Origin of the sequence: Streptomyces sp. NPDC014870, assembly GCF_043081505.1 — a bacterium.
Taxonomy (GTDB): domain Bacteria; phylum Actinomycetota; class Actinomycetes; order Streptomycetales; family Streptomycetaceae; genus Streptomyces.
The window spans coordinates 392,061-416,387 of the sequence record NZ_JBIBWQ010000002.1; the positions used below are offsets into that span (position 1 = coordinate 392,061).

The window sequence follows — 24,327 nt, forward strand, 5'->3', positions numbered from 1 at the left end:
GTGGTCGAGCCGAGCCCCCGTCGGCGCACGGATCGATGTCACACGCGGGCTGTACCTTCCCGCGCATGGGTGTGTATCTGGTGAGCGTCGGCGCGGAGGACTGGTTCGGCGAGGAAGAGGGCGGATGGGGTGAGGTCGCCTCGGCTCTCAACGCCGAACTCGGGCGGCGGGGCCTGCCGCCCTACGAGGACGTGCCCCCGGAGACGGACCTCGTACGTGGCTCGGGGCAGGCCTTCGAGGAGAAGCTGGCCCCGCCCATGACCGGATTCCTCGACCTGTGCCGGACGCACCTGACGAGGGAGGAGTTGGAGACGCTCTGCGGCTGGACCGTACTCGTGCCCTTCTCGCTCGACGAGGAGATCTGGTTGCCCATCGAATCCGGCGACCACGCGTCCATGGTCGCCGGCGCTCCCCAGGTACTGCGCCTCGCGATGAGACTGGCAAAAGCCGTCGACCTGCCACGCGAGACCCCCATGGCATGTGACAACCTCGACCTGAGCATGTGGTTCAGGGGCCGGGCGAAAGAACTGGCCGCTACTCGAACGGCACCGTGGAGCAAGGACCTGGACGCAGCCTTCTACGTCGCACTGTTCCTGCGCGCCGCCCAGCACGCGATCCGACGCGGCTGCCCCCTCGTGTACAGCTGAGAGCGGCGGCCGGGCCGTGCGGCCGGACCGCCGGCGCCATCGGGCCCGCCGAGGTACTCCGGGGGGAGGGGCAAGGCTTGGCCCAGCCCGCCCCCCGTCACCCGTACGGCCCTCGTCGGCCGTGCCGTTGCGGTCTCGGTCCGCCCGTCGCGCGGCTGGGCGCGATCGTCGGTGGTGTCGCATGGGCCCGGGCGTCCGGTTCGCGGGTGGGGTGGTGGGCTTCGGTCGGCGGATGGGCGGCCGCTGGGACGGCGAAGCGTTCCGAACCTTCGTATAAAGGCACTGGGGGCGCCGTGCGGGCGTCGCTCTGTGGTCGGGTGTGCGGGAGGTGCGGGAGATGCGGCAGACGGCCCCGGAAGGGCGCGGACCGGTCAGTTACGGGCCACCCGCCCCGGAGCCCGGTCTTCCCGTGCTGCCCGGCCTCGCCGCGATCCTGGCCGCCGCCGCGGGCCGTACCGCCGTCGAACCGCCCGGCGGCGGACCCGTGCTCCGCGAGGCCGCGGCAGGCTACTGGTGGCGACGCGGCCTGCGCACCCACGCCCAGGACGTCGTCGCCGCGCCGGGCGCCCGGCCCCTGATGCTCGCCCTGATCGCCGCCCACGGCGGCGACGTCCTCATGCCCCGGCCCTGCCCCGCCTGGTGGACCCCGCAGGCCCGGCTCCTCGGCCGCCCCGCCTACCACGTGCCCACCCCCGCCGAATGCGGCGGCGTACCCGACCCGTACGCCCTGCTCGAAACCGTCCGCCGGGTCCGCGCCGAGGGCGGTCACCCGCGGCTGCTGCTGCTCTCCGTCGCCGACGACCCCACCGCCACCGTCGCCCCGCCCGAACTCGTCCGCGAGGCGTGCGAGGCCGCCGTCGCCGAAGGGCTGCACATCATCAGCGACGAGACCTGGCGCGACACCCTGCACCGGCGCGCCGACACCGTGCTGCTGAGCCCCGCCGAGATGTGCCCCGACGACGTCACCGTGCTGTACGACCTCGCCGGCGCCCTCGCCCCGCCCGCCTGGCCCTGTGCCGTGGCCCGCTTCCCGCCCGCCGCGCCGGACCGGGCCGACCGCTACACCGACCCGCGCGCCCGCACCCTCGACGTCCTCACCGCGCTCGGCGCCTTCGTCGCGGGGCCCGTCGCCCCCACCGCCGCGCACGCCCTCGACGAACCGGAGGACGTCACCGTACGGGCCGCCCGCGCCGCCGCCCTGCACGGACACGTGGCCGCCGCCGTCCACCGCGCCGTCCTCGCCGCGGGCGCGCTCGCCCGGCCGCCCCAGGCGGGCCGCCACCTCTACGCGGACCTCGGGCCCCTGCGGACCGGGCTCGCCGCGCGGGGCGTCACCGACTCCATGGAACTGGAGAACCACCTCAGCCGGCGGCTCGGCACGCCCGTACCCGGCGGTCACCGATTCGGCGACGAACTCGGCGCCCTGCGCGTGCGGTTCGACACCGGTGCCTTCCTGGGGGCCGACGACGAGGAGCGCATGGAGTCCCTCACCTCCGCGAACCCAGTGGAATTGCCGCACGTGGCACGGGCGTTGACCGAGTTCGGAACGGCGCTGGAGGAACTCCGGTGACCGCCGGGGCGCTTCGGCCACCGCCATCGAGACCGTCCCGACGAACCGCGTAGAAACGGAGCCCGCAGATGACGGAACAGACGGCACGGCCTACGCAGGCCCCGCAGCCCGTGCGCGAGAGCGGGACCGCCCCCGCCCCGGCTCCCGTCGCCCCCGCCCCGTCGCCCGTCCTCCAGCCGCTCGGCCGCACCAGGTCCGACTGGCCCCGCTCCTTCGTCGACCGCCTCACCGCCCCGCTTCCCGGCGTCCGCGCCATGGCCAGGCTCGCCCGCGAGGGCGCCGTGCGCCCCGGTGTCGACGGACTCCGCGACATCCCGCTGCTGCCGTTCGCCCCCGGCCCGCTCCCCGAAGCCGGGCCCGACACCCTCGCCGTCACCTGGGCGGGCCACGCCAGCTGGGTCCTGCGCATCGGCGGCCTCACCGTCCTCACCGACCCCGTCTGGTCCCGGCGCATCCTCGGCACCCCCGCCCGCATCACGCCCGTCGGGGTCCGCTGGGAGGACCTGCCGCCCGTGGACGCCGTCGTCATCAGCCACAACCACTTCGACCACCTCGACGCCCCGACCCTCAAGCGGCTGCCCAGAGACACCCCGGTCTTCGTCCCCGCCGGTCTCGGGCGCTGGTTCGCCCGCCGCAGGTTCAGCCACGTCACCGAGCTCGACTGGTGGGAGGCGGCCGAACTCGACGGTGTGCGCTTCGAGTTCGTCCCCTCGCACCACTGGTCCAAGCGGACCCTCCTCGACACCTGTCGCTCGCTCTGGGGCGGCTGGGTCCTCTCGGAGCGGTCCGATCCCTCCCACCGGTCCGAACACCCCGACCACCCCGGACGGCAGGTGTACTTCGCCGGCGACACCGGCTACGGCCACTGGTTCGCCGAGATCGGCGCCCGTCACCCCGGCATCGACCTCGCCCTGCTCCCGATCGGCGCCTACGAGCCGCGCTGGTGGCTCAGCGACGTCCACACCGACCCCGAGGAGGCGGTCCGCGCCTTCCAGGACCTCGGCGCGCGCCGCATGGCCCCCATGCACTGGGCGACGTTCGTGCTCTCCTCCGAGCCCGTCCTCGAACCGCTCACCCGGGTCAGGGCCGCCTGGCAGCGGGCAGGCCTGCCCCGCGAGGACCTCTGGGACCTCCCGGTCGGCGCCTCACGCGTGCTCGGTCCCTGATCCGCCCCCACGCCCACGCCCCGCTCCCCGTACCCGCCGCCACAGCGCCGGTGCCCCGCTGATCAGCAACGCCAGGCCCACCGCCGCCACCACGCCCTGCCACGGCTCAGGGAAGAGCGAACCGCCCAGGACGCCGATCAGCTGGTACGTCGCCGCCCAGGCCAGGCACGCCGGCAGGTCCCCGCGCACGAACCTCCGCAGCGGCACCTTCGCGAGGAGGCACGCCAGCATCACCGGGATCCGCCCGGCCGGCACCAGCCGCGACAGGACCAGCACCGAGACCTGGCGGGTGGCGAGCTTCTCCTGGGCCTGCGCGAGCCGCTCGGGCGTGACCCGGCCCCGCAGCGCGGCCAACCACCGCGAGCCGTTGCGCGAACGGACCCCGCGCTGCCCCAGCCAGTACAGGGTCACATCCCCGAGCAGCGCCGCGAAGGCGGCCACCAGGAAGACATAGAACAGCGCGAGCGGAGCCGTCTGGTGGAAGGCGACCACGGCCGCCGAGCTGACGATCGCCCCCGTCGGCACCACGGGCACCAGCGAGCCCAGGGCCACGAGCAGGAACAGCGAGGGGTAGCCGACCGCCTGCTGCGTCGACTCCGGGGGCACGTCGCCCGCCGCCCTCAACAGGCCATGGATCACCGGGCGACCTCGGGCCGCACCCGCGCGCCGTGACCGAGCAGGTGCACCACCACCTTCGGCGCGAGCCGCGCCGCCTGCCGGACGAACTCCTCGCCCGGCGCGTGGAACTCGTGCGGACGCACCGCGTCCATCCCGATCGGCCAGTACGTGCCGTAGTGCACCGGTACCGCCGCCGCCGGGGAGAGCGCCGCGAGCGCCTGCGCCGCCCGGCCCGCGTCGAGATGGTTGTGTCCCAGGTACGGCCCCCAGCCGCCCACCGGGAGCAGCGCCACGTCCACCGGGCCGACCGCCTCCGCCATGGACGCGAAGAGCCCGGTGTCACCGGCGAAGTACGTCCGCGCCTCGCCCTCGACGACGTACCCGAGCGCGGGGGAGCGGTGCGGCCCCACCGGCAGCCGCCGCCCGTCGTGCAGCGCCGGGACGGCCCGTACCGTCACGCCCTCGACCGTCACCGTGTCGCCCGGCCCCACCTCGGTCAGCCGCAGCCCCCGCTCGCCGAGTCTGCGCAGTCCCGGCACGGCCCGGGGCGCGCCGTGCGGCACCACGACGACGGTGCCGGGCGCGAGCCGGGCCAGCGAGGGAACATGCAGATGGTCGGCGTGCAGATGGGAGACGAGCACCGCCTCGGCGCGCGCCGCCTCGGCCGGCGGCGCCGCGCCTCTGCGCCGCCGCAGATGCGCCAGCCTGCGGGCGAAGAGCGGATCGGTCAGGAACCTGACGCCGGAGTCCTCGACCGTGCAGCTGGCATGACCCCACCAGGTGACCTCCACCGGCCCGGCTCCTTCCGTTCCGTACCGCGGTACACGCGCGCCGCCGCGGTACGTCCACGCCGTCGTCCGTCCTCGCCTTGTCTCGAGAGTAATTGTCCGCGGCCGGCGACGCGGGGCGTCTACGGTGGGATGCGGGGGTAGCCATCCGTCAGCAAGGGGATGGGAGTCGCGGTGAGCACGATGGGGACGACCTGCAATTCGGCGCAGTGCCCGCGCTGCGGGGGCGTCCTCGCCGTCACCCAGGACGGCTGGAAGATCTGCCACACCTGTGGCTACTCCTCCCCGCCGTGAGGTCCGCGCGCGCCGCGCGGGCGTGGTCTGCTCGGGTGCCCCGGTTCGGAGTAGGGTCGGTCCATGGACGACGTTCGGGTGGCGGCGATCGCCAGCCTCACCCCGCTCGAGGAACTCGACAGCGACCCCTTCCTGGTCGACACGCGCAGCCAGCACGCCATGTGCGCCCGCTGGGCCCTGGACAAGGGCTATGTGGTGACCAGACAGCTCCTCTTCTACGGCATCAGGCCCGACCACGCCGCGCTCTGGGCGGACGTGGACGCCGGCCAGGTCGACCTCTTCGTCGCCCCCAACGAACGGGTCCTGGCCCGGGCGTTGACCGATGTGGCCGGTTTCCACAGCGAGTGCGAGCGGCGCGGCGTACGGCTGGAGACCGCGGGGATCGACGAGCCGTCCTACGACTCGGCGCGCAAGGCCGACGTCCACCGCAGGCTCTCCATGCCCACCGCCGGCTACGACGGCTGCTGAAGCCCCCGCCCCCGCCCCCGCGGGCCGACCCCTCGGGCCCCCAGACGCTCAGGTCCCCAGACGCTCAGGTCCCCAGGCCCCCAGGTTCTCGCCCGGTCCCGCGCCCGCGCCGCGTCATGTGGGTGATGTGCCACGCTTGAGGCAGGTAACGGGTGAAAGGCGAACCAGGCGTGGGTGACGGGCGATGGCGTACCGACGGCCGCTGGCGGACCGCGGGCAGCGCCGTGGTGCGGGTGATCGTGGTCTGGGCGGTGTCCACGCTGACCATGCTCGCCCTGGCCGGGCTGCTCCCCGACTTCCAACTCCAGTCCGCCGACGGCGACAGCATCACCCGCACCGCGCTGACCGCCGTGTGGGGCGCGGGCGCGTTCGGTCTGCTCACCGCCCTCGTCTGGCCCGTCGTCGTCCGCGCGCTGCTGCTCGTACCGGCCCTGGTCCTCGGCCTGTTGGTGTTCTTCCTCAACGGTTCGCTGCTGCTCATCGCGCTCTGGCTGGTCCCCGACGGGCGCGGCGCCGCCAATCCGGAGACGGCCGTCGTGGTCGCCGCCGTGATGTCGGCCGTCGCCTCGGCGACCTCCACGGCCCTCGCGGTCAGGGACGACGACGCCTACCGCCGGCGCCTGTACCGGCTCGCGGACCGCAAGCGGCCCCGGGCGGTGACCGGTGGCCCGCAGGCCCCGCCCGGGACGCTCTTCCTGCAGCTCGACGGCGTCGGTCACCGGGTGCTTCGCGACGCGGTCGCCGACGGGCTGATGCCGACCGTCGCCGACTGGCTCGACACCAGCCACCGGCTCACCCCGTGGCGCACCGACTGGTCCAGCCAGACCGGCGCCAGCCAGCTCGGCATCCTGCACGGCTCCAACGAGGACGTGCCCGCCTTCCGCTGGTACGAGAAGGACACCGGCCGGCTGATGGTCTCCAACCGGCCCGCGAGCGCCGTCGAGCTCCAGCGGCGCGCCATCGCCCGCACCGGGGACGGCGGACTCCTCACCGTCGACGGGGCCTCGCGCGGCAACCTGTTCAGCGGCGGGGCCGACCAGCTCGCCCTGGTCCTGTCGATGGCGGCCCGCAGGGGCCGCCGCAACCGTTCCCGCGCCGGGTACTTCACGTATTTCTCCGACCCGGCCAACGCCGTCCGCACGGCGGGCTCCTTCGTCACCGAGGTGGTCCGCGAGATCGTCCAGTCGACCAGGTCCCGGCTGCGCAAGGAGAGCCCCAGGGTCTCGCGGGGCGGCCTCTACCCGTTCGTCCGCGCCTTCGCGACCGTCGTCGAGCGGGACGTGGTCGTGGCCGCGGTGATCGGTGATCTGCTGGCCGGGCGGACCGTCGTCTACGCCGACCTCGTCGCGTACGACGAGGTGGCGCACCACTCGGGGCCGCACGGCCACGACACCGACCGGGTGCTGGCCCGGCTCGACCGGTCGATCGCGCTGATCGCCAAGGTCGCCGAGCACGCGCCCCGCCCGTACCGGATCGTGCTCCTCTCCGACCACGGGCAGAGCGCGGGACCGACCTTCGAGGGCGCCTACGGGCTGACCCTGCGCGATCTCGTACGGGCGGGCTGCGGGCTGCCCGTACCGCGCAGGGTCCGGCGGACCCGTAGTGGTTCCGAGGCCCGTGACGCGGCCCGCGACGCGCTGCGCAGCGCGCTGCACCGGCCGGTGGACGAGGAGGGGGACGGGGAGCGGGTCGGCGGCGAGGAGACCGGGGGCAGGGCCGAGCCCGTCGTGCTGGCCTCCGGGAACCTGGGGCTCATCTCCTTCCCCGAGGTCCCGCACCGGATGACCCGCGAGGAGATCGAGCGCCGCCATCCCGGGCTGCTGCGCACCCTCGCCAACCACCCCGGCATCGGTTTCCTGCTGGTGGCGAGCGCCGAGCACGGTTCGGTCGTGCTCGGGCGGGACGGGGCCGAGGTGCCGGTCGCGGCGCTCGACGACGACGGTCCGCTGGCGGTGTTCGGGCGCGGCGCGGCGGACGCGGTCCGGCGCACGGACGGCTTCCCGCACGTCGCCGACATCATGGTCAACTCGATGTACGACCCGGCGACCGGGACCGTGCACGCCTTCGAGGAGCAGATCGGCTCGCACGGCGGCCTCGGCGGCGAGCAGGGACACCCCTTCCTGCTGTCGCCCGTGGACCTCTCGGAGCCGGTCGCGGACGGGGCCGAACTGGTCGGCGCCGAGCAGCTGCACCAGGTGCTGCGCCGCTGGCTGTGGGAGTGCGCGGGCCCGCAGGTGCCGCTGGAGATTTCCCCGCCCACGAGCGATGCGGAAGCGTTTCTTCCGGTTGACGGGGCGGTCGCACCGGAGAAAAACAACTGATTTGGCGGGGCGTCTCACCTCCCGGACCATGTTCGGGTTTGTACGACGAGAGGCGCACCACCCCCATGAGCACGGCCACCCCCGCACCACCGTCCGATGCCGCCGAAGAGACCAGGCACGCCCGGCGGTTCGGACTCCCGATCGCCACCGCCCTGGTCATGGGCAACATCATCGGCGGCGGCATCTTCCTCCTCCCCGCCTCCGTCGCGCCCTTCGGCACGATCAGCCTCGTCGCCTTCGGCATCCTCACCCTCGGCGCGATCGCCCTCGCCCTCGTCTTCGGCCGGCTCGCCCACCGCCACCCGCAGACCGGTGGCCCGTACGTCTACGCCCGCGCCGCCTTCGGCGACTTCGCGGGCTTCCTGGCCGCCTGGTCGTACTGGATCACCGCCTGGGTCTCCAACGCGGCCCTCGCCGTGGCCGCCGTCGGCTACCTCGACGTCCTGATCCCGGTCCACGAGTCGAAGGCCGCCACCCTCGCGGCCGCCCTGACGCTCCAGTGGCTGCCGGCGCTCGCCAACCTCGCGGGCACCCGCTACGTCGGCGCGGTCCAGCTCGTCGCGACCGTCCTCAAGTTCGTCCCGCTGCTCCTGGTCGCCGTAGGCGGGCTCTTCTTCTTCGACAGCGCCAACCTCGGCCCCTTCCAGGCGGGCGGCGACGGCGCGCTCGGCGCGGTCTCCGCCTCCGCCGCGATCCTGCTCTTCAGCTACCTGGGCGTGGAGTCGGCCGCCGTCAGCGCCGGCGAGGTCCGCGACCCCCGCCGCAACGTCGGCCGCGCGACCGTCCTCGGCACCCTGGGCGCCGCCACGGTCTACCTCCTCGGCACGGTCGCCGTCTTCGGCACGGTCGCCCACGACCGGCTCGTCGACTCCACCGCCCCCTTCTCGGACGCCGTGAACGTCATGTTCGGCGGCTCCTGGGGCGGCACCGCCATCGCCTGCATGGCCCTGGTCTCCATGCTCGGCGCGCTCAACGGCTGGACGCTGCTCAGCGCCCAGACCCCGTACGCCGCCGCCCGCGACGGGCTCTTCCCGCAGGTCTTCACCCGCAAGCGGCGCGGGGTCCCGACGGTCGGCGTCCTCGTGACCGTCGTCCTGGCCTCGCTCCTGACGGGCTACAACTACACGGTCGGCACCGAGGGCGTCTTCGAGATCCTGGTCCTCGTCACCACCTTCACCGCCACCGTCCCGTACCTGCTCTCCACCGCCGCGCAGATCTACTTCCTGCTCTCCGGCCGCTCCGAGCGCGTCGACCGCGCCCGGCTCGCCCGCGACGGCGTCCTGGCCGCCGCCGCGTTCGGCTTCTCCATGTGGCTGGTCGCGGGCTCCGGCTACGCGGCCGTCTACCAGGGCGTCCTGTTCCTCTTCGCGGGCGTGCTCGTGTACGCGTGGATGTCGGCCCGCAAGGTGCGCAGGGCGAACGCGGGCGCGGGCATGGGCGCGCGCATGGGCGCTGGCCCCGGGGCGGACACGGACGCCGAGGCGGATGCGGACGCGGGTTCGGACGGTGGGCCGGACGCCCCGCACGCCGTGGACGGCGCGGCCGAGCGCGTGAATTCGGGCGTGCCCGCGTAGGCCGCCCGGGCGGATCCGCCGCCCGTTCCGGCACGTCGGGCCCACCCTGGGGCAGTACGCATCTCCATGAGCCCCGGCACGACCGCCCACCCCGCGCCCGCCGCTCCGGCGGGCGCGGCCCGGCGTGCCGTGCTCGTCCTCGCGCTCGTGCTCGCCGCCCTGTTCGGGGTGGGCGCCGGCGCCGGTGGACCGGCCTGCGCGGAAGCCAGGCACCTGTCCACGAGTCAGCCCGCCGACCCCGGCACCGAGACGCACGAGCTCGCCGAGGCGGCGGCCGCGGCACCCGGACGGCTCCGGTCCCGGCGCCGCGGCGTCCGTCCCCGGGACGGGCGCCGGGCCCCCGGCGGGGAGCTGTCCGCCGCCCGGGCGTCCGTACCCGTCCCCGCACCGCGCCCGCACGGCGCCGGCCTGCGGTGTGTGGTGATGCGCTGCTGAGAGGCCCGTACCTCTCACGCACCTCACCCCCCACCGCAAGGAGCTTCGCCATGCCCACCGACCCCTTCGCCGTCCTGCGCGCCCTGCTGCGTGCCGAGGCCGCACGCGCCGAACGAGGCGCCCCCGCCGAGCCGGAACGGACACCCGCCCGGACCGCCGAGCCCGCCCCCGGCGGCCCGGTCCGACAGGCCAGGCAGGCCGGGCAGGTCCGGGAGGCCCGGGAGGAACGGCCCTCGTACTAGGGCCTGTCCGGAAGGCAGGCCCGGCCGGCGGGCCGGTTGCGCAACGGTGCACGGTGAACGAGGCTGAGCCGATGACCTCGACCGACCGGCACCCCACCACCGATCGGTCCGCCGGCTCCACCGACCCCACCACCCGCACCGGCCCCGCCGGCCGCGTCGGGGCGCTTCGCGTGCGGCTCCTGGCCCTCCTCCGCCGGCCCTACTGGGACCGCCCCGATCCCTCGTACCTGATCCGCCGTTGGCCCGACCTGACCGCGCTCTGCGCCGCCACGCTCTTCTTCTGGGCCTCCCTCACCCCCTCGCTCGTCCCGCGCCCCTGGTACCTCCAGGGCGTCGTCGGCGGCATCACCGCCGCCATCGGGTACGCGCTCGGCTCCTCGGCCGCCTGGCTGGTCCGGGCGCTCGCGCCCCGGCTGCCCGGCGAGCGCGTACGGGCCCGGTGCTGGCAGACGTACTGGGTGGTCGCGCCCGTCCTGTCGGGCCTGCTCATCTCCGAGAGCGCGCGGATGCAGCGTCAGCTCCGGGTCCTGCAGGGCCTGCCGCCCGGCCTGACCTGGCACACCCCGATGATCGCGCTGATGGCGATCGCGCTGCTGCTCGCCCTCCTCCTCGTCGCCCGGGCCGTGCGGCTCGCCTCCGCCAAGCTGATCCGGCTGCTCGGCAGGCTCCTGCCGAAACCGGTCGCCTTCGCCGCCGGGGCGCTGCTCTCCGCCCTCGCCGTCCTCGTCGGCGTCCGGGACGTGGTCTTCGACCGGGGGATCGTCGACGTCGCCGACCGGATCGCCGAGGCGACCAACGGCGGTACGAAGGACGGCATCCGACGGCCCGTCTCGCGGTACGTCTCCGGCGGCCCCGGCTCCCTCATCGCCTGGCAGGACCTCGGCTACCAGGGCCGCAACTTCACCGGGTCCGTCCCCACCCGCGCCCGCGTCACCGCCGTCTCCGGCGGCCCCGCCAAGGACCCCGTCCGCGTCTACATACCCTCCGCGCTGCCGGCCGCCTTCACGGACGAGCGCCCGTTCGCCGCCCAGGCCCGGCTCGCCGTACGGGAGCTGGAGCGTACCGGCGCCTTCGACCGCCGGGTCCTCGTCGTCGCGGGCACCACCGGCACGGGCTGGGTCAACCCGAACGTGGCCGAGCCGCTGGAGTTCATGTACGGCGGCGACACCGCGATCGTCGCCGTCCAGTACTCGTACCTGCCCAGCTGGGTCTCCTTCCTCGTCGACAAGGAGAAGGCCGGCCAGGCCACCCGGGCGCTCGTGCGGGCCGTGCGCGCCCGGCTCGACACGCTGCCCGCCGAGCGCCGCCCCACGTTCCTCGTCACCGGCGAGAGCCTCGGCGCCTACGCCGTGGAGGCCTCTTTCGACGGCCCCGACGACCTGCTCGCCCGCACGGACGGGGCCCTGCTGCTCGGCACCCCGAACTTCTCCCCGATCTCCCAGGAGATCCGGCGCGACCGGGACCCCGGCAGCCCCGTGTGGCGCCCGCAGTACGAGGGCGGGGCGCGGGTGCGCTTCGCCCAGTTCCCGGCGGCCGACCTCGCCCGGCCCCCGGCCCGCTGGGGGTTCCCGCGCGCGGTCTATCTGCAGAACGCCTCCGACCCGGTGGTCTGGTGGTCGCCGGACCTCCTCCTGGAGCGCCCCGCGTGGCTCGCGGACCCGCTCGGCCCGGACATCACCCCCGAGATCGACTGGTTCCCGTTCGTCGCCTTCTGGCAGACCTCGATCGACATGGCCGTCAGTTACGGAGTGCAGGCTCCGCACGGGCACCGCTACGGAGCCGGGGCCGTGGACGGCTGGGCGGCGGTGGCCCCGCCGGAGGGCTGGACGGCCGCCGACACGACCAGGCTGCGCGCCTACATCCAGCACCGCGCCGCCGCGTACTGAGCCGCCCCGCCGCCACACACCGAGGCCGCCCCGCCGGCGCGTACCGGGCCCGTGGTACACGGGGTAGGAGGCAGGGGCTTTCAGCCCGTTCCATGGGTGGGCCGCGCCTCGGCACCCCGGCCGTGCAGGGCGACCAGCGCGGTCAGCGCGGCGGCGAGGACGACCAGGGCCACGAGGGCGGGGACGAGACCGACGAGCGCGCCGGACGCGAGGGCGCACACCCCGCCCACGGCGAGGACCGTCGGACGGCGGCCCGAACTGCGCAGCACGATCGCGGCGCCGCCGAGCAGGAAGACCCCGACCCCGCCGGTCAGCGACCAGGCCACGACCCCGTGCAGGGGCTCGGCGAGGTCGTAGTGGCCGGTGTCGGCGACCTGCTGCAGGACCTTCTTCATGCCGAGCGCGCACAGCACGACACCGGCGACCAGCGGCAGATGCAGGAAGGTGTAGACGTCCCGGGCGAACCGGGTCCGTTCGTCGCCCTCCAGAGCGGCGAGCCGGTGCTCGGCCCCCTCCGCGAGCCGCCAGAAGTACAGCGCCCACAGCGCGGCCGACAGCAGCAGCCCGGCCGCCGCCGTGCCCAGGACGGCGACCGTGACGGGGAAGCCCCCGACGCCCACGCCCATGGCCACGATCGACTCGCCGAGCGCGATGATGACGATGAGACCGTGCCGCTCGGAGAAGTGCGCGGGGGAGTTGACCCGCCAGCCCGAGGCGCCGGTCACATAGATGCCGCCGTAGTCGATGACCACTGCGCCCAGCCACAGCAGGAGTTGCACGCCGCCCGTGTACGCGGAGCCGATCAGCAGCAGCACCATCGGCGGCAGCACGGACAGCAGCGCCGTGCGCCGCAGCGTCGCCCGCAGGGCGGCGTCCCCGGGGCTGGAGAGCCAGTACGAGACCAGGTGGAGCACGCGCACGGCTCCGTAGCAGAGCACGAAGAGCAGGGGCGCCGAGAGCCCGCCCGGCTCGTCCGCGAACACCTCGGGCACCACGAGCGACACGATGAAGACGACCGCCATCACGGTGACGAGCACGGCGAACAGCGCGCCGGAGTCGGCCCTGACGACATTGCCCAGCCACGCGAAGCAGCACCAGCACCACCACAGCAGCGCGAGCACGATCATCGCGCCGGCCACCCGCGTCGGCGAGGGATCGGCGGCCATGAGGGCCGTCACCTGCGTGATCGCGTATACGAACACCAGGTCGAAGAAGAGTTCCGCGGGAGTCACCCGGTGCTCGTCCCCGGTCGCGACCATCCGCGCCCGGTCCCTGCGCCACGCCATGCGCGTCTCCCGCCGTCCGGTGGGCGAACCCCCGCCGCCACGGCGCGAACAATACCCACGCGTGCGGTACGTGTCCGGCCCGAGGCGTGCCGCCCTACCGGCCCGGCCGGAACACCCGCAGGTCACGCACCTCGAAGGACATCTCGCGCGTCTCCGGATCCGGCGCCGGGTGGTAACGGCCCGCGCAGACCGAGAGGTTGACGATCAGAAAGGCGTGCCAGGACGCGCCGACCCCGCGCCCGTCGGCGAACACCTTCTCGTCGTCGAGCCACCACACCACCGAACGGGCGCCGAACTCGGTCCGCAGCCGGATCCAGCCGCCCGGCCGCACCGTGGGGGAGCGGTGGTAGCGGTAGGTGCCCCGCACGCGGTTCGACAGTTCGAGCAGGTCGGGGTTGTCGGGGTGATACTCGAAGACGTCGATCTCCTGACCGCCGTCCCGCCAGGTCCAGATCGCCGGCCACGCCCCGGTCTCCACGGGGAGCCGCACCCGCGCCTCCAGCACGTCCCCGGCGCGCAACTCGAAACCCTGCGGGCTGCCCTCCGTGGTCAGAAGGCCGGAGTCCCACCGCCCGTCGCCGCGGCGGGTCGCGCGGAAGACCCCGGAACGGCTGTAGGCGGGGTCCGCCGTCAGATGGTCCAGCTTGTTGTCGCCCGGGTTGATCGGCCCGCCGTTCGGATAGGCCCATGAGCGCCCGGCGATCCACTGCTCCGGTGAGGCGAAGTCGGCGGTGAAGACCGGCTCGGAGGCTCGAGGCGGAGGCAGGGGTGGCGGCAGGGGCGGTCGGGTGGACATGGGCGGCTCCTCTTGCGGCCGGTGGCGGACGTACCACCCGATTCCTGCCCGCGAGGGCGGCCGCCATGCGGAAGTGCTCACTCCCTGTCGAGAACTAGTCACGATGTGTGGAACTGCTGTTCCTGCGGTCGTCACCCGGATCCTCCGGCGAGGCGAGCGGCACCGGCATCGGCGCCGGCGCCGTGACGATGCGCGGGAGGGCGGCGGGGTGTTCCCGCACCAGCCAGCCGACGAGTTCCTCCCGCACCGCGCAGCGCGTGGTCCATATGTCGTCGGCGTCCTTCGCGGTCACCAGCGCCCGAACCGTCATCCCGGTCGGGGAGGTGTCCGTGACGGCCAGGTCCCAGCCCCGCCGGTCCCAGGTGGGGCAGGTCTCCAGGAACTCCCTGAGGTGCGCGCGCATCTCCTCGACGGGCGTGGCGTGGTCGCAGTGGACGAAGACCGTGCCGGTCATCTCCGCGCCGCCCCGCGACCAGTTCTCGAAGGGCCGGGAGGTGAAGTACGAGACGGGCAGCGTCACCCGTCGTTCGTCCCAGGTCCGTACCGTGAGAAAGGTCAGCGTGACCTCCTCCACCACGCCCCATTCGCCGTCGACCACGACCGTGTCGCCTATGCGCACCATGTCGCCGAACGCGATCTGGAACCCCGCGAAGAGGTTCCCCAGCGTCGACTGCGCCGCGACACCGGCCACGATGCCGATGATCCCGGCCGAGGCGAGCAGCGAGGTGCCGAGCGTGCGGAAGGACGGGAACGTCACCAGGGCCACCGCTGTCGCGACCACACCGACGACGACCGCCACCACCCGCATGATGAGCGTGACCTGCGTACGGACCCGGCGTACCCGGGCCAGGTCGCTGGAGCGCCCGGCGTAGCGCGCGTACGAGGACTCCACGACGGCCGCCGCGACCCGCACGGCCAGCCAGGCGCCGCCGCCGATCAGGCACAGCAGCAGGACGTGCGCGACCCCCGCCCGGTGCTCGCGCAACGGCCCCCAGTCCGAGGCCCGCTGGGTCCACCCCAGCAGTGCGGTCAGCAGGACGACGTAGAGCGGTGTGCGGCACCGGCGCAGCAGCCCCCACAGCGGGGTCTCGGGATGGCGGGCGTCCGCGTGCCGCAGGAACAGGTCGGCGACGCGGGCGACGGCGAACGTCACCAGCGCCGAACCGCCGAGCACGAGCGCGAGACGAAGAAGGCTCTCCATGGCTCCCCAGTGGACGAGTCGATGGGTCGGGTGGACGGGATGGTCCTGCTCGCCTCACCGCTGAACCCCCCACCGAAACCCCGGCAGCCCGCCCCACGCCCCTGCCGACCCCGATTACCTCCCACGTAATCGACCCGCGCCCCGCGCGGCGGCATCGTGGTGGTCATCGGGGCTCGGCCGGCGCACTCCGGCCGAGACCCGGGACCACGACCAGCAGAAACGTCCTCGATGGAGGCTGATCCGCCATGTCCCAGGCCCTGCTCGCCGGACTCTCCCGCACCACCCGCCCGACGGCCATGCTGCGCCGGTTCCTCGCGCTCGACGCCGTGGTCACCGGGGGCAACGCCGTCGCCTATCTCGCCGCCTCCGGGCCGCTCGGTGAGCTGTTCGGCGTCGACTCCGCGCTGCTCGTCGAACTCGGCCTCGTCCTCGCCGTGTACGCCGCCGGCGTCGCCTGGGTCGCGAGCCGCGCCGAGCCCCCGGCCCTCGGCGTCAAGCTGGTCGTCGACATCAACGTCCTGTGGACCGTGCTCAGCGTCGTCGCCCTCGTCGCCTGGCTGGAGCCCACCACGGCGGGCACGGTCTGGACCCTCCTGCAGGCCGCCACCGTCGCCGGCTTCGCCGGGCTCCAGTGGTCGGCCCTGCGGGCGACCGCTACGCCGTGAGCGACCGCAGATACGCGACCGTCTCCGGGTCGGCCGGGAGCAGCGTCTCGATGGCCAGCTCGGCGACGGTCACGTCCATCGGGGTGTTGAACGTCGAGATCGACGACACGAACGACAGCACCCGGCCGTCGTGCTCGATCCGCAGCGGCAGCGCGAAGTACGGGTACGGCTCCGGGTCCTCCCGGTCGTCCGGGTCCGCGACACCGTCCTGCGGCAGCGGGTACGCCGCCACCTCCTCGTACAGCTCGCGCAGCGGCTGCGAGCGGGACAGCGCGATCTGCCGCTCCATCCGGGCCAGCAGATGGCCCCGCCACTCCCGCAGGTTCCGGATCCGGGGCGCGAGCCCCTCCGGGTGGAGCGTGATGCGCATCGCGTTCAGGGGCGGGGTGAGCAGGTGCTCCGGCAGCCCGGCGAGCAGCAGGCCGATGCTGTCGTTGGCGGCCACCACCGCGTACGCGCCGTCCACGACGAGCGCGGGATACGGGTCGTAGCCGCGCAGCAGCTGCTCGATGCCCTCGCGGAAGGTCTCCAGGCGCGGGTCGTCGAGCGTCGACTCCCGGTACCGGGGGGCGTAACCGGCGGCGAGCAGCAGCGCGTTGCGCTCGCGCACGGGCACCTCCAGGTGCTCGGCGAGGCGCAGGAGCATCTGCTCGCTCGGCCGCGAGCGGCCGGTCTCGATGAAGGAGATGTGCCGGGCCGACGAGTCGGCCCGCAGCGCCAGCTCCAGCTGGCTCAGCCGCCGCTCCTCGCGCCAGCCGCGCAGCAGCGGCCCCACTCCGGTACTCGTGTCCACCGATGTCATGCTCCGACGCTATCCCAGGTGTCGGTCCGGGTATCGAGTCAAGGGGCCCGTATCGTCACCGTGAGCAACCCGACCGGAGGGAGTACGGACATGGCCACAGAGCCGCTGTCGCAGAAGGAGATCGAGGACCGGCTGCGCGAGCTCCCCGGCTGGGCCCTCGCGGACGACCGGATCACCCGCACGTACCGCCTGGGCGACCACTTCGCGGCCACCGCCATGGTCGTCCATGTGGCGCAGATCCAGCAGGAGCTGGACCACCACGCGGACCTGACGCTCGGTTACAACACCGTCGCGGTCTCCGTGAACACCCACTCCGCCGGTCCCGCGGTCACCGAGAAGGACTTCGAACTGGCCGCCCGCGTCGACCACATCGCCCCCGGACACGGCGCGAGCTGACCCGGGGGCTACGGTCTCCCCATGGGGGAGACCGTGCTGGACTACGACGCCGAGGCGGACCGCTACGACGAGACGCGGGGCGGGGTGCCGCGGGCCGAGGCGGCGGCCGGGGCCGTACTCCGCCTCGTCCCGCCCGAGGCGCGGACCCTGCTCGATCTGGCGTGTGGAACCGGGCTCGTGACGGAGCGTCTGGTCCGCCCGGGACTACGGGTGTACGGCGCGGACGCGGCGGCCGGCATGGCGCGCAGGGCCGCGCGGCGGGTCGCGGGCGGGGTCGTGCTCGCGGACGCCCGCGCGCTGCCCCTCGCGGATCGTTCCCTCGACGCGGTCAGCGCCGTCTGGCTGCTGCACCTGGTGCCGTTCTCGGCCGCGATCGTCGCCGAGGCGGCGCGGGTGCTGCGCCCCGGCGGGGTGTTCGTCGCCACGGTCGACAAGGACGCGGCCCACGACGTCGGCAGCGACATCGACCGCGTCCTCGCTCCGTACCGTTCCCCCGCACGGGCCTTCGACCGGGCCGCCCCGATCACCGCGACCGCCGCCGCCCACGGCCTCGTCCCGGCGGGCGCCACCCGCTTCACCGGCCACGGCCAGGGCGCCACACCGCGCCGCACGGCGGAGAACCTGCGGCGCGGCTACTACGCCTCCTGGTTCGACGGGGCGCCGGGAACCGAGGCCGCGCTCGTCGCCGCGCTCGCCGGACTGCCCGACCAGGACCGGCCCCGCGCCGACCCCGCGTACCGGCTCGTCGCCTTCGAGAAGCGGCAGGTCAGGGACGGCTGAACTCCATCACCCAGTTCGTCACCCACTCCCCGCCGTCGAGCGCGAACGCCTGCTCCCAGCGGGCGGTGTCCGCCGAGATCCCCGACCAGCGGAACCGCACCCGTACGTGCTTGCCCGCGTAGCCGTCCTCGCCGTGGAACTCTCCCGTGCCGTCCTCGGCCCACCGGCCCCTGACCGGCGGATCGAGCCGGCCGGTGCGGCTGTTGGACCAGTTCAGGGTCCACTCGCCGGTCTCCGGCTCGTACAGGCGCAGGGTCAGCCCGCTGAAGCCCTTCGACGGGAAGACGATCTCGTCGACATGGGCCCGGTCGCCCCAGAAGAGCCGGCCCGTGGTGTGTCCCTCGAACTCCTCCCAGCCGCTCCCGGGGTCGAGGAAGTCGGCGAGCCGGCGGTTGTGGACGGTCCACCGTCCGTCGAGGAAGGCGAAGCCCTGGTCGGTGGTCATGCGCCGTCTCCTGTGGTGCCCGCGGGAAGGGAGTCGAGGACGTAACCGTCCAGGTCGGGGGAGTCCGGCGCCAGCATGTGCCGTACCCAGGCGTTCCGTTCGTGCTGGATCGGCGGCAGCTCCCAGACACAGCCGATCCAGCGGAGGTCGGTCCGTACGAAGTGGGTGGGGTCCGTGTCCGGACATCCCAGGACCGGCTGACCGGCCGCCGCGCCGGAGAAGTGGATCACGTTGTCCCACACCCAGCTGTACACGTTCAGATACGCGCCGGTGTCGCCGCCCCGGTGCAGCACGACGAAGGACGCCGCCGGCGTCGAGTCGGGCTCGGGGAGGATCTCCGGCAGGAGCGCGTACGCCGCCTTCTCCACCTCCGGCGCGATGCCCGCCGGGTCGTGGGTGACGTGGTACCGCTTGACGCGCCGGCCGCCGACCTCGATCGGCGGCGGCACGAAGAGCAACTTCTCTGCGAAAGCCATGGCTGGACCGTAGGCGCACTTCACTGACACCTTGTGTCAGTGAAGTCCAGCCGTCTCATCTCGATCCTTCTCCTGCTCCAGACCCGGGGGCGGATGACCGCCGCCCAGCTCGCCGACGAGCTGGAGGTGTCGGTTCGGACGGTCTACCGCGATGTCGAGTCCCTGCACGCGGCCGGTGTGCCGCTCTACGGCGACGCCGGCCACTCCGGCGGGTACCAGCTGCTCGCCGGCCACCGCTTCTCCCGGCTGACCGACCTCTACGCCGGGGAGGCCGAGGCCCTCTTCCTCGCCGGGATCCCCGGCGCCGCCGCCGAACTCGGGCTCGGCGCGCACTTCGTCGACGCCCAGCTGAAGCTGCGCGCCTCGCTGCCGGCACCGCTGCGCGACCACGTCGACCGGCTGCGGTCCCGGTTCCACATCGACGCGCCCGGGTGGTACGCGGAGAACACCGAGGCGCCCTTCCTGCCCGGGGTCGCCGAGGCGGTGCGTACGAGCCGCGTCCTCGCCGTCCGGTACCGCCGCTGGAAGGAACCCACGGACGTCGACCGGCGCCTCGAACCGTACGGCCTGGTCCTCAAGGCAGGCCGCTGGTACCTGGTCGCGGGCCCCGGGCCGCGTACCTACCGGGTTGACCAGATCCTCGGACTCGACGTCACCGACGAGGAGTTCGACATCCCCGAGGACTTCTCGCTGCCCGACTGGTGGGCCGCCCACCAGATCGCCTTCCGCGCCCGGCTGCACGGCGGCGACGCCCTCGTCCTGGTCTCCCCGGACGGGGCGAAGCGCCTCACCGGCGAGGCGGCGCGGGCCCTCGCCGACACCGGCGTCCCCGAGCCGGACGGCAGGATCCGCGCCACCCTTCCGATCGAGTCGGTCGCCCACGCCCAACACGCCTTCCTCGCCCTGGGCGCGGACATCGAGGTCCTGGAGCCGGCGGAGCTCCGTGACCGCCTGGCCGAGACCGTGTCCCGGCTTGCGGCCCGCTACGGAGTCACGCCCCCGCTTCCGGAGCGCACGCCTCCGCCGCGAACTCCGTGAAGTCGCGCGGCTCACGGCCGAGGACCCGCTTCACCCCGTCCGTCACCGCGGCGTTGTGGCCGTCGAGCAGCATCGAGAAGAGCGCCGAGAGCCACTGGGCCTCCGCCTCCGGGAGCCCGAACGCCTGGAGCAGGGAGGCGTACTCGCCCTCGGACAGCGGGACGTACGACACCTTGACGCCCGACGCTGCCGACAGCTCCGCCGCCACCTCTTCGAAGGTGAGCAGCCGCGGGCCCGTCACCTCGTGCACCACGCCCGCGTGGCCGTCCTCGGTCAGCGTCGCCACGATCACGTCCGCCAGGTCGTCGGCGTGGATGAACGGCTCGGCCGTCCCGCCCGCGGGGAAGGCGAGCGTGCCCGCCGCGACTCCCTCCGCCAGGGCCCCCTCGGTGAAGTTCTGCGCGAAGAACGAGGCCCGTACGACGGTCAGTTCGGCGCCCGAGGTGCCGAGCCCCGCACGCAGTGCCTCCTCCGCGCGGACCGCGTCCGGCTCGCCGCGCCCCGACAACAGCGTCAGCCGCCGGACACCGTTCGCCGCGGCGAGCTCGCCGAAGGTCCGCATCGCCTCGACCGCGCCCGGCGCGGCGAGGTCCGGGTAGTAGTTCACGTACGCGGAGTCCGCGCCCCGCAGGGCCGGGGCCCAGGTGGCCGACGACTCCCAGTCGAAGGGGGTCGCGCCGGACCGGGAGCCCGCCCTGACGGTCGCGCCGAGGGCTTCGAGCCGCTCGGCCACCCGGCGGCCCGTCTTGCCGGTCGCTCCTGTCACGAGGACCGTCCGCGTCGCGAGGCCGGTGTCCGTGTACGTCGTCTGGTTCGTGTTCGTCGTCATGGCTCAAGACTCGCGGGATCCGCCCCGGCATCCCATGCTCCACGGACTCACTCCCATACGCGTGCGTCTACCCTTGCGCCCCATGGACGCTCTCGCCGGACTCCTCGACGGACCACGGGCCAAAGGGGCCTTCCTGCTCCGGATGATCATGGAGCCGCCGTGGTCCGTCCGGATCGAGGACCGCGCGCCGCTCTGCCTGATGTGCGTCACCGCCGGCGAGGCGTGGATCGTCCCCGACCGGGGAGAACCCGTCCTGCTCCGCCCCGGCGACGTCGCGATCGCGCGCGGCCCGGAGCCGTACACCGTCGCGGACGCGCCCGACGCCCCGCCGCGCGCCAGGATCGGCCCCGGCGGCGTCTGCACCACCCTGAGCGGGGAGCCGCTCGCCGAGTCCATGCAGCTGGGCGTACGGACCTGGGGCAACGCCCTCGACGGCGCGACCACCGTGCTCGTCGGCACCTACCAGATGGGCGGCGAGGTCAGCCGCCGCCTCCTCGACGCGCTGCCGCCCCTGCTGCACCTGCCGACCGAGGTGTGGAACTGCCCGCTGATGCCGTTCCTGGACGAGGAGATCTCCCGCGACGAACCCGGGCAGAGCGTGGTCCTCGACCGGGTCCTCGACCTGCTGCTCATCGCCGCCGTCCGGGCCTGGTTCTCCCGGCCTGGCGCGCAGGCCCCCGCCTGGTACCGGGCCATGGCCGACCCCGTCGTCGGCCGCGCCCTGCGCCTGCTGCAGAACGACCCGGCCCACCCCTGGACGGTCTCCTCGCTGGCCGCCGCGGCGGGCGTCTCGCGCGCGGGGCTCGCCCGCCGGTTCGCCGAACTGGTCGGCGAGCCGCCGATGGCGTATCTCACCGGCTGGCGGCTCGCCCGCGCCGCCGACCTGCTGCGGCAGACGGACGCGACCGTCGAGTCGGTGGCCCGGCAGGTCGGCTACAGCAGCGCCTTCGCGCTCAGCGCCGCGTTCAAGCGGGTCCGGGGAGTCAGCCCGCAGGAGTTCCGGCGCAGGGAGTGAAGCGTGTTGCCGGAACGGCAAGAAATCTCGCGTTTTCCGCGCGACGCCCGCAGGCTGGCCGCATGACTCACGACCACGACAGCGCGCACCGGCACGGCCACGACCACGGCCACAAGCACGGCCACCACCACGCCACCCACCTCGACTGGGCCGCGATGGCGCCGCTCCTCGAGCGCCAGGCCGAACTCCACAGCCCCCTCTACACCCGGGCCGCCGACTGGCTCGGCGAGCTCGTCCCGGCCGTCGGCGTCCGCCGGGCCCTCGACGTCGGCAGCGGCCCAGGGGTGATCTCGACCCTGCTCGCCGAGGCCTTCCCGCAGGCCGAGGTGGTCGCCGTGGACGCGAGCCCGGAACTCCTGGAGCGGGCGCTCGCGCGCGCCGAGGCGCGGGGCCTGGCCGGCCGCGTCACCACCCTGCGCGCCGAACTCCCCGCGGACTTCGCCACCTTGGGCGAGGCCGACCTGATCTGGGCCGGCAACTCCACCCACCACATCGGCGACCAGCGGGCCGCCCTCGCCTCCTTCGCCGGCCTACTGCGGCCCGGCGGCCTCATCGCCCTCGTGGAGGGCGGGCTCTACGCCCGCCACCTGCCCGCGAACATCGGCTTCGGCCGGCCCGGCCTGGAGACCAGGATCGAGGCCGCGCACGCCGAGTGGTTCGCCCTGATGCGGGCCGAACTCCCGGACAGCAAGGAGGAGCCGGACGACTGGCGGGGGCTGCTCGCGGCGGCCGGTCTCACCCCGAGCGGCACCCGGACGTTCCTCACCGACGTCCCGGCGCCCGTGCCCGCCATCCACCGCGAACAGATCGTCGCCCACTTCACGCGGCTGCGGGAGCCGATCGGCGAGCGGCTCGACGCCGAGGACGTGGCGAGCCTCGACCGGCTGCTCGACCCGGCGGACCCGCTGTCCCTGCACCGGCGCACGGACCTCTTCATGCTCTCCGCCTCCACCGTGCACACCGCCCGCAAGGGCTGAGCGCACCTCCCGACGGCGGGCGTCAGGACACCGGCTCCAACTGCCACCACTGGGAAGGGGAGTCGGTGTCCTCCCACTGCCGTACGTTTCCGCCGTCGTCCATCGAGCCCTCCTCGACCTCGAGCAGCAGCCCGCTGATGAAGCTCACCAGCGCGACCGTGCCGGGCGACTGGAGGTCCTGCTCGATGATCCACTCCTGCGCGCCGAAGTTGTTCGCCTTCCACTGCTGGATGTTGGCGCCGTTCTCCGTCGAGGCGTTCGCCACGTCGAGACGCTTGCCGCTGGCCGCGTTCACCAGGTGGTACAGGCCGCTGCCGTTGGGCACGGCGGTGATGTGCCAGTGCTGGCCGGGCGCGCCGCTCTCCTTGCCCTGCTGCACGTTGGCGCCGCTGCGGCTCGATCCCTCGTACACCTCCAGGAGCAGCCCGCTGGCCACGTTCCGCACCCGGTAGAGCCCCTCGACGACCGGGGCGGTCGAACCGCTCGCACTGCTCACTGCGCGAACTCCTTTTCCTTGGAGGTGAGATGGAAGGTGCGCCGGTAGGCGGCCGGGGAGACCCCGACCAGGGCGCGCATGTGCTGCCGCAGCGAGTTCCCGCTGCCGAATCCGGTCCGGGACGCGATGTGATCCACGGTCAGGTCGCTGGTCTCCAGCAACTGCTTCGCCAGCTCGACCCGTTGGGCGGTCAGCCACTGGCCGGGGGTCGTCCCGGCCTCGTCCCGGAAGCGGCGCGTGAAGGTGCGTACGCTCATCCGCGCGTGCCCGGCCAGTTCGGTCAGGGTCAGCGGACGGTCGAGGCGTTCCAGCGCCCACGCGCGGGTCGGGGCCGTGGTCGTCGCGGTCGGCTCGGGGACCGGGCGCTCGATGTACTGCGCCTGCCCGCCGTCCCGCCACGGCGGGACCACGCAGCGCCGTGCGACCGCGTTGGCGGTGGCGCTGCCGTGGTCGCGGCGTACCAGATGCAGGCAGAGGTCGACCCCGGCCGCCGCCCCCGCCGAGGTCAGGACGTCCCCGTCGTCGACGAAGAGCACGTCCTCCTGGAGCAGGACCCGCGGGTGGAGGGCCCGGAAGTGGGCCGCCTCCCACCAGTGGGTGGTGGCAGGGCGGCCGTCGAGCAGTCCGGCCGCCGCGAGCGCGTACGAGCCGTTGCAGATCGACACCACCCGCGCGCCCGGCCTGATCCGCGCTAGGGCTCCGCCGGCCAGGGCGGCAAGGCTGCCGTCGTCGGCGAGGGCGCGCATGGTCGCCGTGGGCGGGACGACGACGGTGTCGGCCGTCGACAGTTCCTCGGGGCCGTGCTCGGGGACGACGGAGAAGCCGTCGGAGGTGCGCACGGGGGAGCCGTCGAGGGAGCAGACGCGCACGTCGTACAGGGGCCAGCCGTCGGCCGTGAGCGCCCCGCCGAGGATCCGGGCGGGGATGCCCAGCTCGAACGGGATGACCCCGTCAAGGGCGAGGACCGCCACCCGATGGGGCGGGGGCGCGTCGGCCGGTCGCTCTCCGGGCGGGAGGGGCACACAGGAGGTCATGGCCAGATTCTGTCACATCATGGCTATCCGGCCAGTACCGGTGTGGGAGGGACGGCCCGAGGCTGGAGGACATCAGGTCATC

General features: G+C 74.0%; 26 protein-coding genes. 15 read left to right on the forward strand and 11 right to left on the reverse strand.

The features are described 5' to 3' along the window. Positions 1-65 precede the first annotated feature (65 nt). The 3 genes from ACF09C_RS06400 (at position 66) to ACF09C_RS06410 (ending at position 3,383) form a co-directional block, all read left to right on the forward strand. A complete protein-coding gene (locus tag ACF09C_RS06400; RefSeq protein WP_392089362.1) occupies positions 66-647 on the forward strand; it encodes a hypothetical protein in 582 nt (193 codons plus the stop codon). Between the two features lie 337 nt (positions 648-984). After that, a complete protein-coding gene (locus ACF09C_RS06405) occupies positions 985-2,217 on the forward strand; it encodes an aminotransferase class I/II-fold pyridoxal phosphate-dependent enzyme (protein WP_392089365.1) in 1,233 nt (410 codons plus the stop codon). A 68-nt stretch (positions 2,218-2,285) separates the two neighbouring features. Further along, complete coding sequence (locus ACF09C_RS06410; protein WP_392089367.1) at positions 2,286-3,383, forward strand: MBL fold metallo-hydrolase; 1,098 nt, start codon at positions 2,286-2,288, stop codon at positions 3,381-3,383. On the opposite strand, the gene ACF09C_RS06415 is transcribed toward ACF09C_RS06410, so the two are convergent. Next, positions 3,363-4,022, reverse strand: coding sequence for a DedA family protein (locus ACF09C_RS06415; protein WP_392089369.1), 660 nt, complete (start codon positions 4,020-4,022; stop codon positions 3,363-3,365). The genes ACF09C_RS06410 and ACF09C_RS06415 overlap by 21 nt on opposite strands. Further along, a complete protein-coding gene (locus tag ACF09C_RS06420; RefSeq protein ID WP_392089371.1) occupies positions 4,019-4,792 on the reverse strand; it encodes an MBL fold metallo-hydrolase in 774 nt (257 codons plus the stop codon). The genes ACF09C_RS06415 and ACF09C_RS06420 overlap by 4 nt, the downstream gene beginning before the upstream one ends. A 354-nt stretch (positions 4,793-5,146) precedes the next feature. Here ACF09C_RS06420 and ACF09C_RS06425 point away from each other — a divergent pair, with 354 nt between their 5' ends. The 6 genes from ACF09C_RS06425 (at position 5,147) to ACF09C_RS06450 (ending at position 12,009) form a co-directional block, all read left to right on the forward strand. Next, positions 5,147-5,551 (forward strand): hypothetical protein, encoded by a 405-nt coding sequence (locus ACF09C_RS06425; RefSeq protein WP_392089373.1) that lies wholly within the window; start codon positions 5,147-5,149, stop codon positions 5,549-5,551. Positions 5,552-5,721: 170 nt separating this feature from the next. Then, a complete protein-coding gene (locus ACF09C_RS06430) occupies positions 5,722-7,872 on the forward strand; it encodes a phage holin family protein (RefSeq protein ID WP_392089376.1) in 2,151 nt (716 codons plus the stop codon). 65 nt (positions 7,873-7,937) lie between these two features. Further along, positions 7,938-9,446 carry an amino acid permease gene (locus ACF09C_RS06435; RefSeq protein WP_392089378.1) on the forward strand — a complete coding sequence of 503 codons (1,509 nt, stop codon included), beginning with the start codon at positions 7,938-7,940 and terminating at the stop codon, positions 9,444-9,446. Between the two features lie 66 nt (positions 9,447-9,512). Further along, complete coding sequence (locus tag ACF09C_RS06440; RefSeq protein WP_392089381.1) at positions 9,513-9,881, forward strand: hypothetical protein; 369 nt, start codon at positions 9,513-9,515, stop codon at positions 9,879-9,881. Between the two features lie 50 nt (positions 9,882-9,931). Beyond that, positions 9,932-10,123, forward strand: coding sequence for a hypothetical protein (locus ACF09C_RS06445; protein WP_392089382.1), 192 nt, complete (start codon positions 9,932-9,934; stop codon positions 10,121-10,123). A gap of 71 nt (positions 10,124-10,194) precedes the next feature. Then, the gene (locus ACF09C_RS06450) at positions 10,195-12,009 is read left to right on the forward strand and encodes an alpha/beta hydrolase (protein WP_392089385.1); all 1,815 of its coding nucleotides are present in this window, start codon (positions 10,195-10,197) and stop codon (positions 12,007-12,009) included. 80 nt (positions 12,010-12,089) lie between these two features. Here ACF09C_RS06450 and ACF09C_RS06455 read toward each other — a convergent pair whose 3' ends face one another. The 3 genes from ACF09C_RS06455 to ACF09C_RS06465 form a co-directional block, all read right to left on the reverse strand. Next, positions 12,090-13,295, reverse strand: coding sequence for a low temperature requirement protein A (locus ACF09C_RS06455; RefSeq protein ID WP_392089387.1), 1,206 nt, complete (start codon positions 13,293-13,295; stop codon positions 12,090-12,092). Positions 13,296-13,389: 94 nt separating this feature from the next. After that, on the reverse strand, positions 13,390-14,091 hold the full coding sequence (locus tag ACF09C_RS06460; RefSeq protein WP_392089390.1) for a beta-glucanase: 702 nt from the start codon (positions 14,089-14,091) through the stop codon (positions 13,390-13,392). Between the two features lie 94 nt (positions 14,092-14,185). After that, on the reverse strand, positions 14,186-15,292 hold the full coding sequence (locus ACF09C_RS06465) for a mechanosensitive ion channel family protein (protein ID WP_392089392.1): 1,107 nt from the start codon (positions 15,290-15,292) through the stop codon (positions 14,186-14,188). Positions 15,293-15,537: 245 nt separating this feature from the next. On the opposite strand from ACF09C_RS06465, the gene ACF09C_RS06470 reads away from it, so the two are divergent. Next, positions 15,538-15,957, forward strand: coding sequence for a hypothetical protein (locus tag ACF09C_RS06470; protein ID WP_392089394.1), 420 nt, complete (start codon positions 15,538-15,540; stop codon positions 15,955-15,957). Here the strand turns inward: ACF09C_RS06470 and ACF09C_RS06475 are convergent. Beyond that, a complete protein-coding gene (locus ACF09C_RS06475; RefSeq protein WP_392089397.1) occupies positions 15,947-16,759 on the reverse strand; it encodes a helix-turn-helix domain-containing protein in 813 nt (270 codons plus the stop codon). The two genes, ACF09C_RS06470 and ACF09C_RS06475, sit on opposite strands and share 11 nt — an antisense overlap. A gap of 90 nt (positions 16,760-16,849) precedes the next feature. Between ACF09C_RS06475 and ACF09C_RS06480 the strand changes: the two genes are divergently transcribed. Then, positions 16,850-17,155 carry a 4a-hydroxytetrahydrobiopterin dehydratase gene (locus ACF09C_RS06480; protein ID WP_392089399.1) on the forward strand — a complete coding sequence of 102 codons (306 nt, stop codon included), beginning with the start codon at positions 16,850-16,852 and terminating at the stop codon, positions 17,153-17,155. Positions 17,156-17,188: 33 nt separating this feature from the next. Continuing rightward, the gene (locus ACF09C_RS06485) at positions 17,189-17,935 is read left to right on the forward strand and encodes a methyltransferase domain-containing protein (RefSeq protein WP_392090243.1); all 747 of its coding nucleotides are present in this window, start codon (positions 17,189-17,191) and stop codon (positions 17,933-17,935) included. Here the strand turns inward: ACF09C_RS06485 and ACF09C_RS06490 are convergent. Together ACF09C_RS06490 and ACF09C_RS06495 are read right to left on the reverse strand one after the other, a co-directional pair. Next, positions 17,922-18,380, reverse strand: a complete 459-nt coding sequence (locus tag ACF09C_RS06490) for a hypothetical protein (protein WP_392089401.1) — start codon at positions 18,378-18,380, stop codon at positions 17,922-17,924. The two genes, ACF09C_RS06485 and ACF09C_RS06490, sit on opposite strands and share 14 nt — an antisense overlap. Continuing rightward, a complete protein-coding gene (locus tag ACF09C_RS06495) occupies positions 18,377-18,856 on the reverse strand; it encodes a hypothetical protein (RefSeq protein WP_392089403.1) in 480 nt (159 codons plus the stop codon). Before ACF09C_RS06495 ends, ACF09C_RS06490 begins: the two co-directional genes overlap by 4 nt. A 39-nt stretch (positions 18,857-18,895) precedes the next feature. Between ACF09C_RS06495 and ACF09C_RS06500 the strand changes: the two genes are divergently transcribed. Then, positions 18,896-19,894, forward strand: coding sequence for a helix-turn-helix transcriptional regulator (locus ACF09C_RS06500; protein ID WP_392089406.1), 999 nt, complete (start codon positions 18,896-18,898; stop codon positions 19,892-19,894). On the opposite strand, the gene ACF09C_RS06505 is transcribed toward ACF09C_RS06500, so the two are convergent. Continuing rightward, positions 19,848-20,723 (reverse strand): NmrA family transcriptional regulator, encoded by an 876-nt coding sequence (locus ACF09C_RS06505; RefSeq protein ID WP_392089408.1) that lies wholly within the window; start codon positions 20,721-20,723, stop codon positions 19,848-19,850. The two genes, ACF09C_RS06500 and ACF09C_RS06505, sit on opposite strands and share 47 nt — an antisense overlap. A gap of 82 nt (positions 20,724-20,805) precedes the next feature. Here ACF09C_RS06505 and ACF09C_RS06510 point away from each other — a divergent pair, with 82 nt between their 5' ends. Further along, positions 20,806-21,738, forward strand: coding sequence for a cupin domain-containing protein (locus ACF09C_RS06510; RefSeq protein ID WP_392089410.1), 933 nt, complete (start codon positions 20,806-20,808; stop codon positions 21,736-21,738). Positions 21,739-21,800: 62 nt separating this feature from the next. Further along, positions 21,801-22,715, forward strand: a complete 915-nt coding sequence (locus tag ACF09C_RS06515) for a class I SAM-dependent methyltransferase (protein ID WP_392089413.1) — start codon at positions 21,801-21,803, stop codon at positions 22,713-22,715. A gap of 22 nt (positions 22,716-22,737) precedes the next feature. Here the strand turns inward: ACF09C_RS06515 and ACF09C_RS06520 are convergent, their stop codons facing one another. Together ACF09C_RS06520 and ACF09C_RS06525 are read right to left on the reverse strand one after the other, a co-directional pair. Next, a complete protein-coding gene (locus ACF09C_RS06520) occupies positions 22,738-23,211 on the reverse strand; it encodes an RICIN domain-containing protein (RefSeq protein ID WP_392089416.1) in 474 nt (157 codons plus the stop codon). Next, complete coding sequence (locus ACF09C_RS06525) at positions 23,208-24,245, reverse strand: GlxA family transcriptional regulator (protein WP_392089417.1); 1,038 nt, start codon at positions 24,243-24,245, stop codon at positions 23,208-23,210. Before ACF09C_RS06525 ends, ACF09C_RS06520 begins: the two co-directional genes overlap by 4 nt. Between the last annotated feature and the right edge of the window lie 82 nt (positions 24,246-24,327).

Coding starts and splice junctions, on each gene's coding strand:
- ACF09C_RS06465 (WP_392089392.1), bottom strand. CDS start 15,292: ATGGAGAGCCTTCTTCGTCTCGCGCTCGTGCTCGGCGGTTCGGCGCTG.
- ACF09C_RS06515 (WP_392089413.1), top strand. CDS start 21,801: ATGACTCACGACCACGACAGCGCGCACCGGCACGGCCACGACCACGGC.
- ACF09C_RS06525 (WP_392089417.1), bottom strand. CDS start 24,245: ATGACCTCCTGTGTGCCCCTCCCGCCCGGAGAGCGACCGGCCGACGCG.
- ACF09C_RS06405 (WP_392089365.1), top strand. CDS start 985: ATGCGGCAGACGGCCCCGGAAGGGCGCGGACCGGTCAGTTACGGGCCA.
- ACF09C_RS06470 (WP_392089394.1), top strand. CDS start 15,538: ATGTCCCAGGCCCTGCTCGCCGGACTCTCCCGCACCACCCGCCCGACG.
- ACF09C_RS06450 (WP_392089385.1), top strand. CDS start 10,195: ATGACCTCGACCGACCGGCACCCCACCACCGATCGGTCCGCCGGCTCC.
- ACF09C_RS06490 (WP_392089401.1), bottom strand. CDS start 18,380: ATGACCACCGACCAGGGCTTCGCCTTCCTCGACGGACGGTGGACCGTC.
- ACF09C_RS06455 (WP_392089387.1), bottom strand. CDS start 13,295: ATGGCGTGGCGCAGGGACCGGGCGCGGATGGTCGCGACCGGGGACGAG.
- ACF09C_RS06480 (WP_392089399.1), top strand. CDS start 16,850: ATGGCCACAGAGCCGCTGTCGCAGAAGGAGATCGAGGACCGGCTGCGC.
- ACF09C_RS06410 (WP_392089367.1), top strand. CDS start 2,286: ATGACGGAACAGACGGCACGGCCTACGCAGGCCCCGCAGCCCGTGCGC.
- ACF09C_RS06400 (WP_392089362.1), top strand. CDS start 66: ATGGGTGTGTATCTGGTGAGCGTCGGCGCGGAGGACTGGTTCGGCGAG.
- ACF09C_RS06475 (WP_392089397.1), bottom strand. CDS start 16,759: ATGACATCGGTGGACACGAGTACCGGAGTGGGGCCGCTGCTGCGCGGC.
- ACF09C_RS06505 (WP_392089408.1), bottom strand. CDS start 20,723: ATGACGACGAACACGAACCAGACGACGTACACGGACACCGGCCTCGCG.
- ACF09C_RS06435 (WP_392089378.1), top strand. CDS start 7,938: ATGAGCACGGCCACCCCCGCACCACCGTCCGATGCCGCCGAAGAGACC.
- ACF09C_RS06445 (WP_392089382.1), top strand. CDS start 9,932: ATGCCCACCGACCCCTTCGCCGTCCTGCGCGCCCTGCTGCGTGCCGAG.
- ACF09C_RS06510 (WP_392089410.1), top strand. CDS start 20,806: ATGGACGCTCTCGCCGGACTCCTCGACGGACCACGGGCCAAAGGGGCC.
- ACF09C_RS06460 (WP_392089390.1), bottom strand. CDS start 14,091: ATGTCCACCCGACCGCCCCTGCCGCCACCCCTGCCTCCGCCTCGAGCC.
- ACF09C_RS06495 (WP_392089403.1), bottom strand. CDS start 18,856: ATGGCTTTCGCAGAGAAGTTGCTCTTCGTGCCGCCGCCGATCGAGGTC.
- ACF09C_RS06440 (WP_392089381.1), top strand. CDS start 9,513: ATGAGCCCCGGCACGACCGCCCACCCCGCGCCCGCCGCTCCGGCGGGC.
- ACF09C_RS06425 (WP_392089373.1), top strand. CDS start 5,147: ATGGACGACGTTCGGGTGGCGGCGATCGCCAGCCTCACCCCGCTCGAG.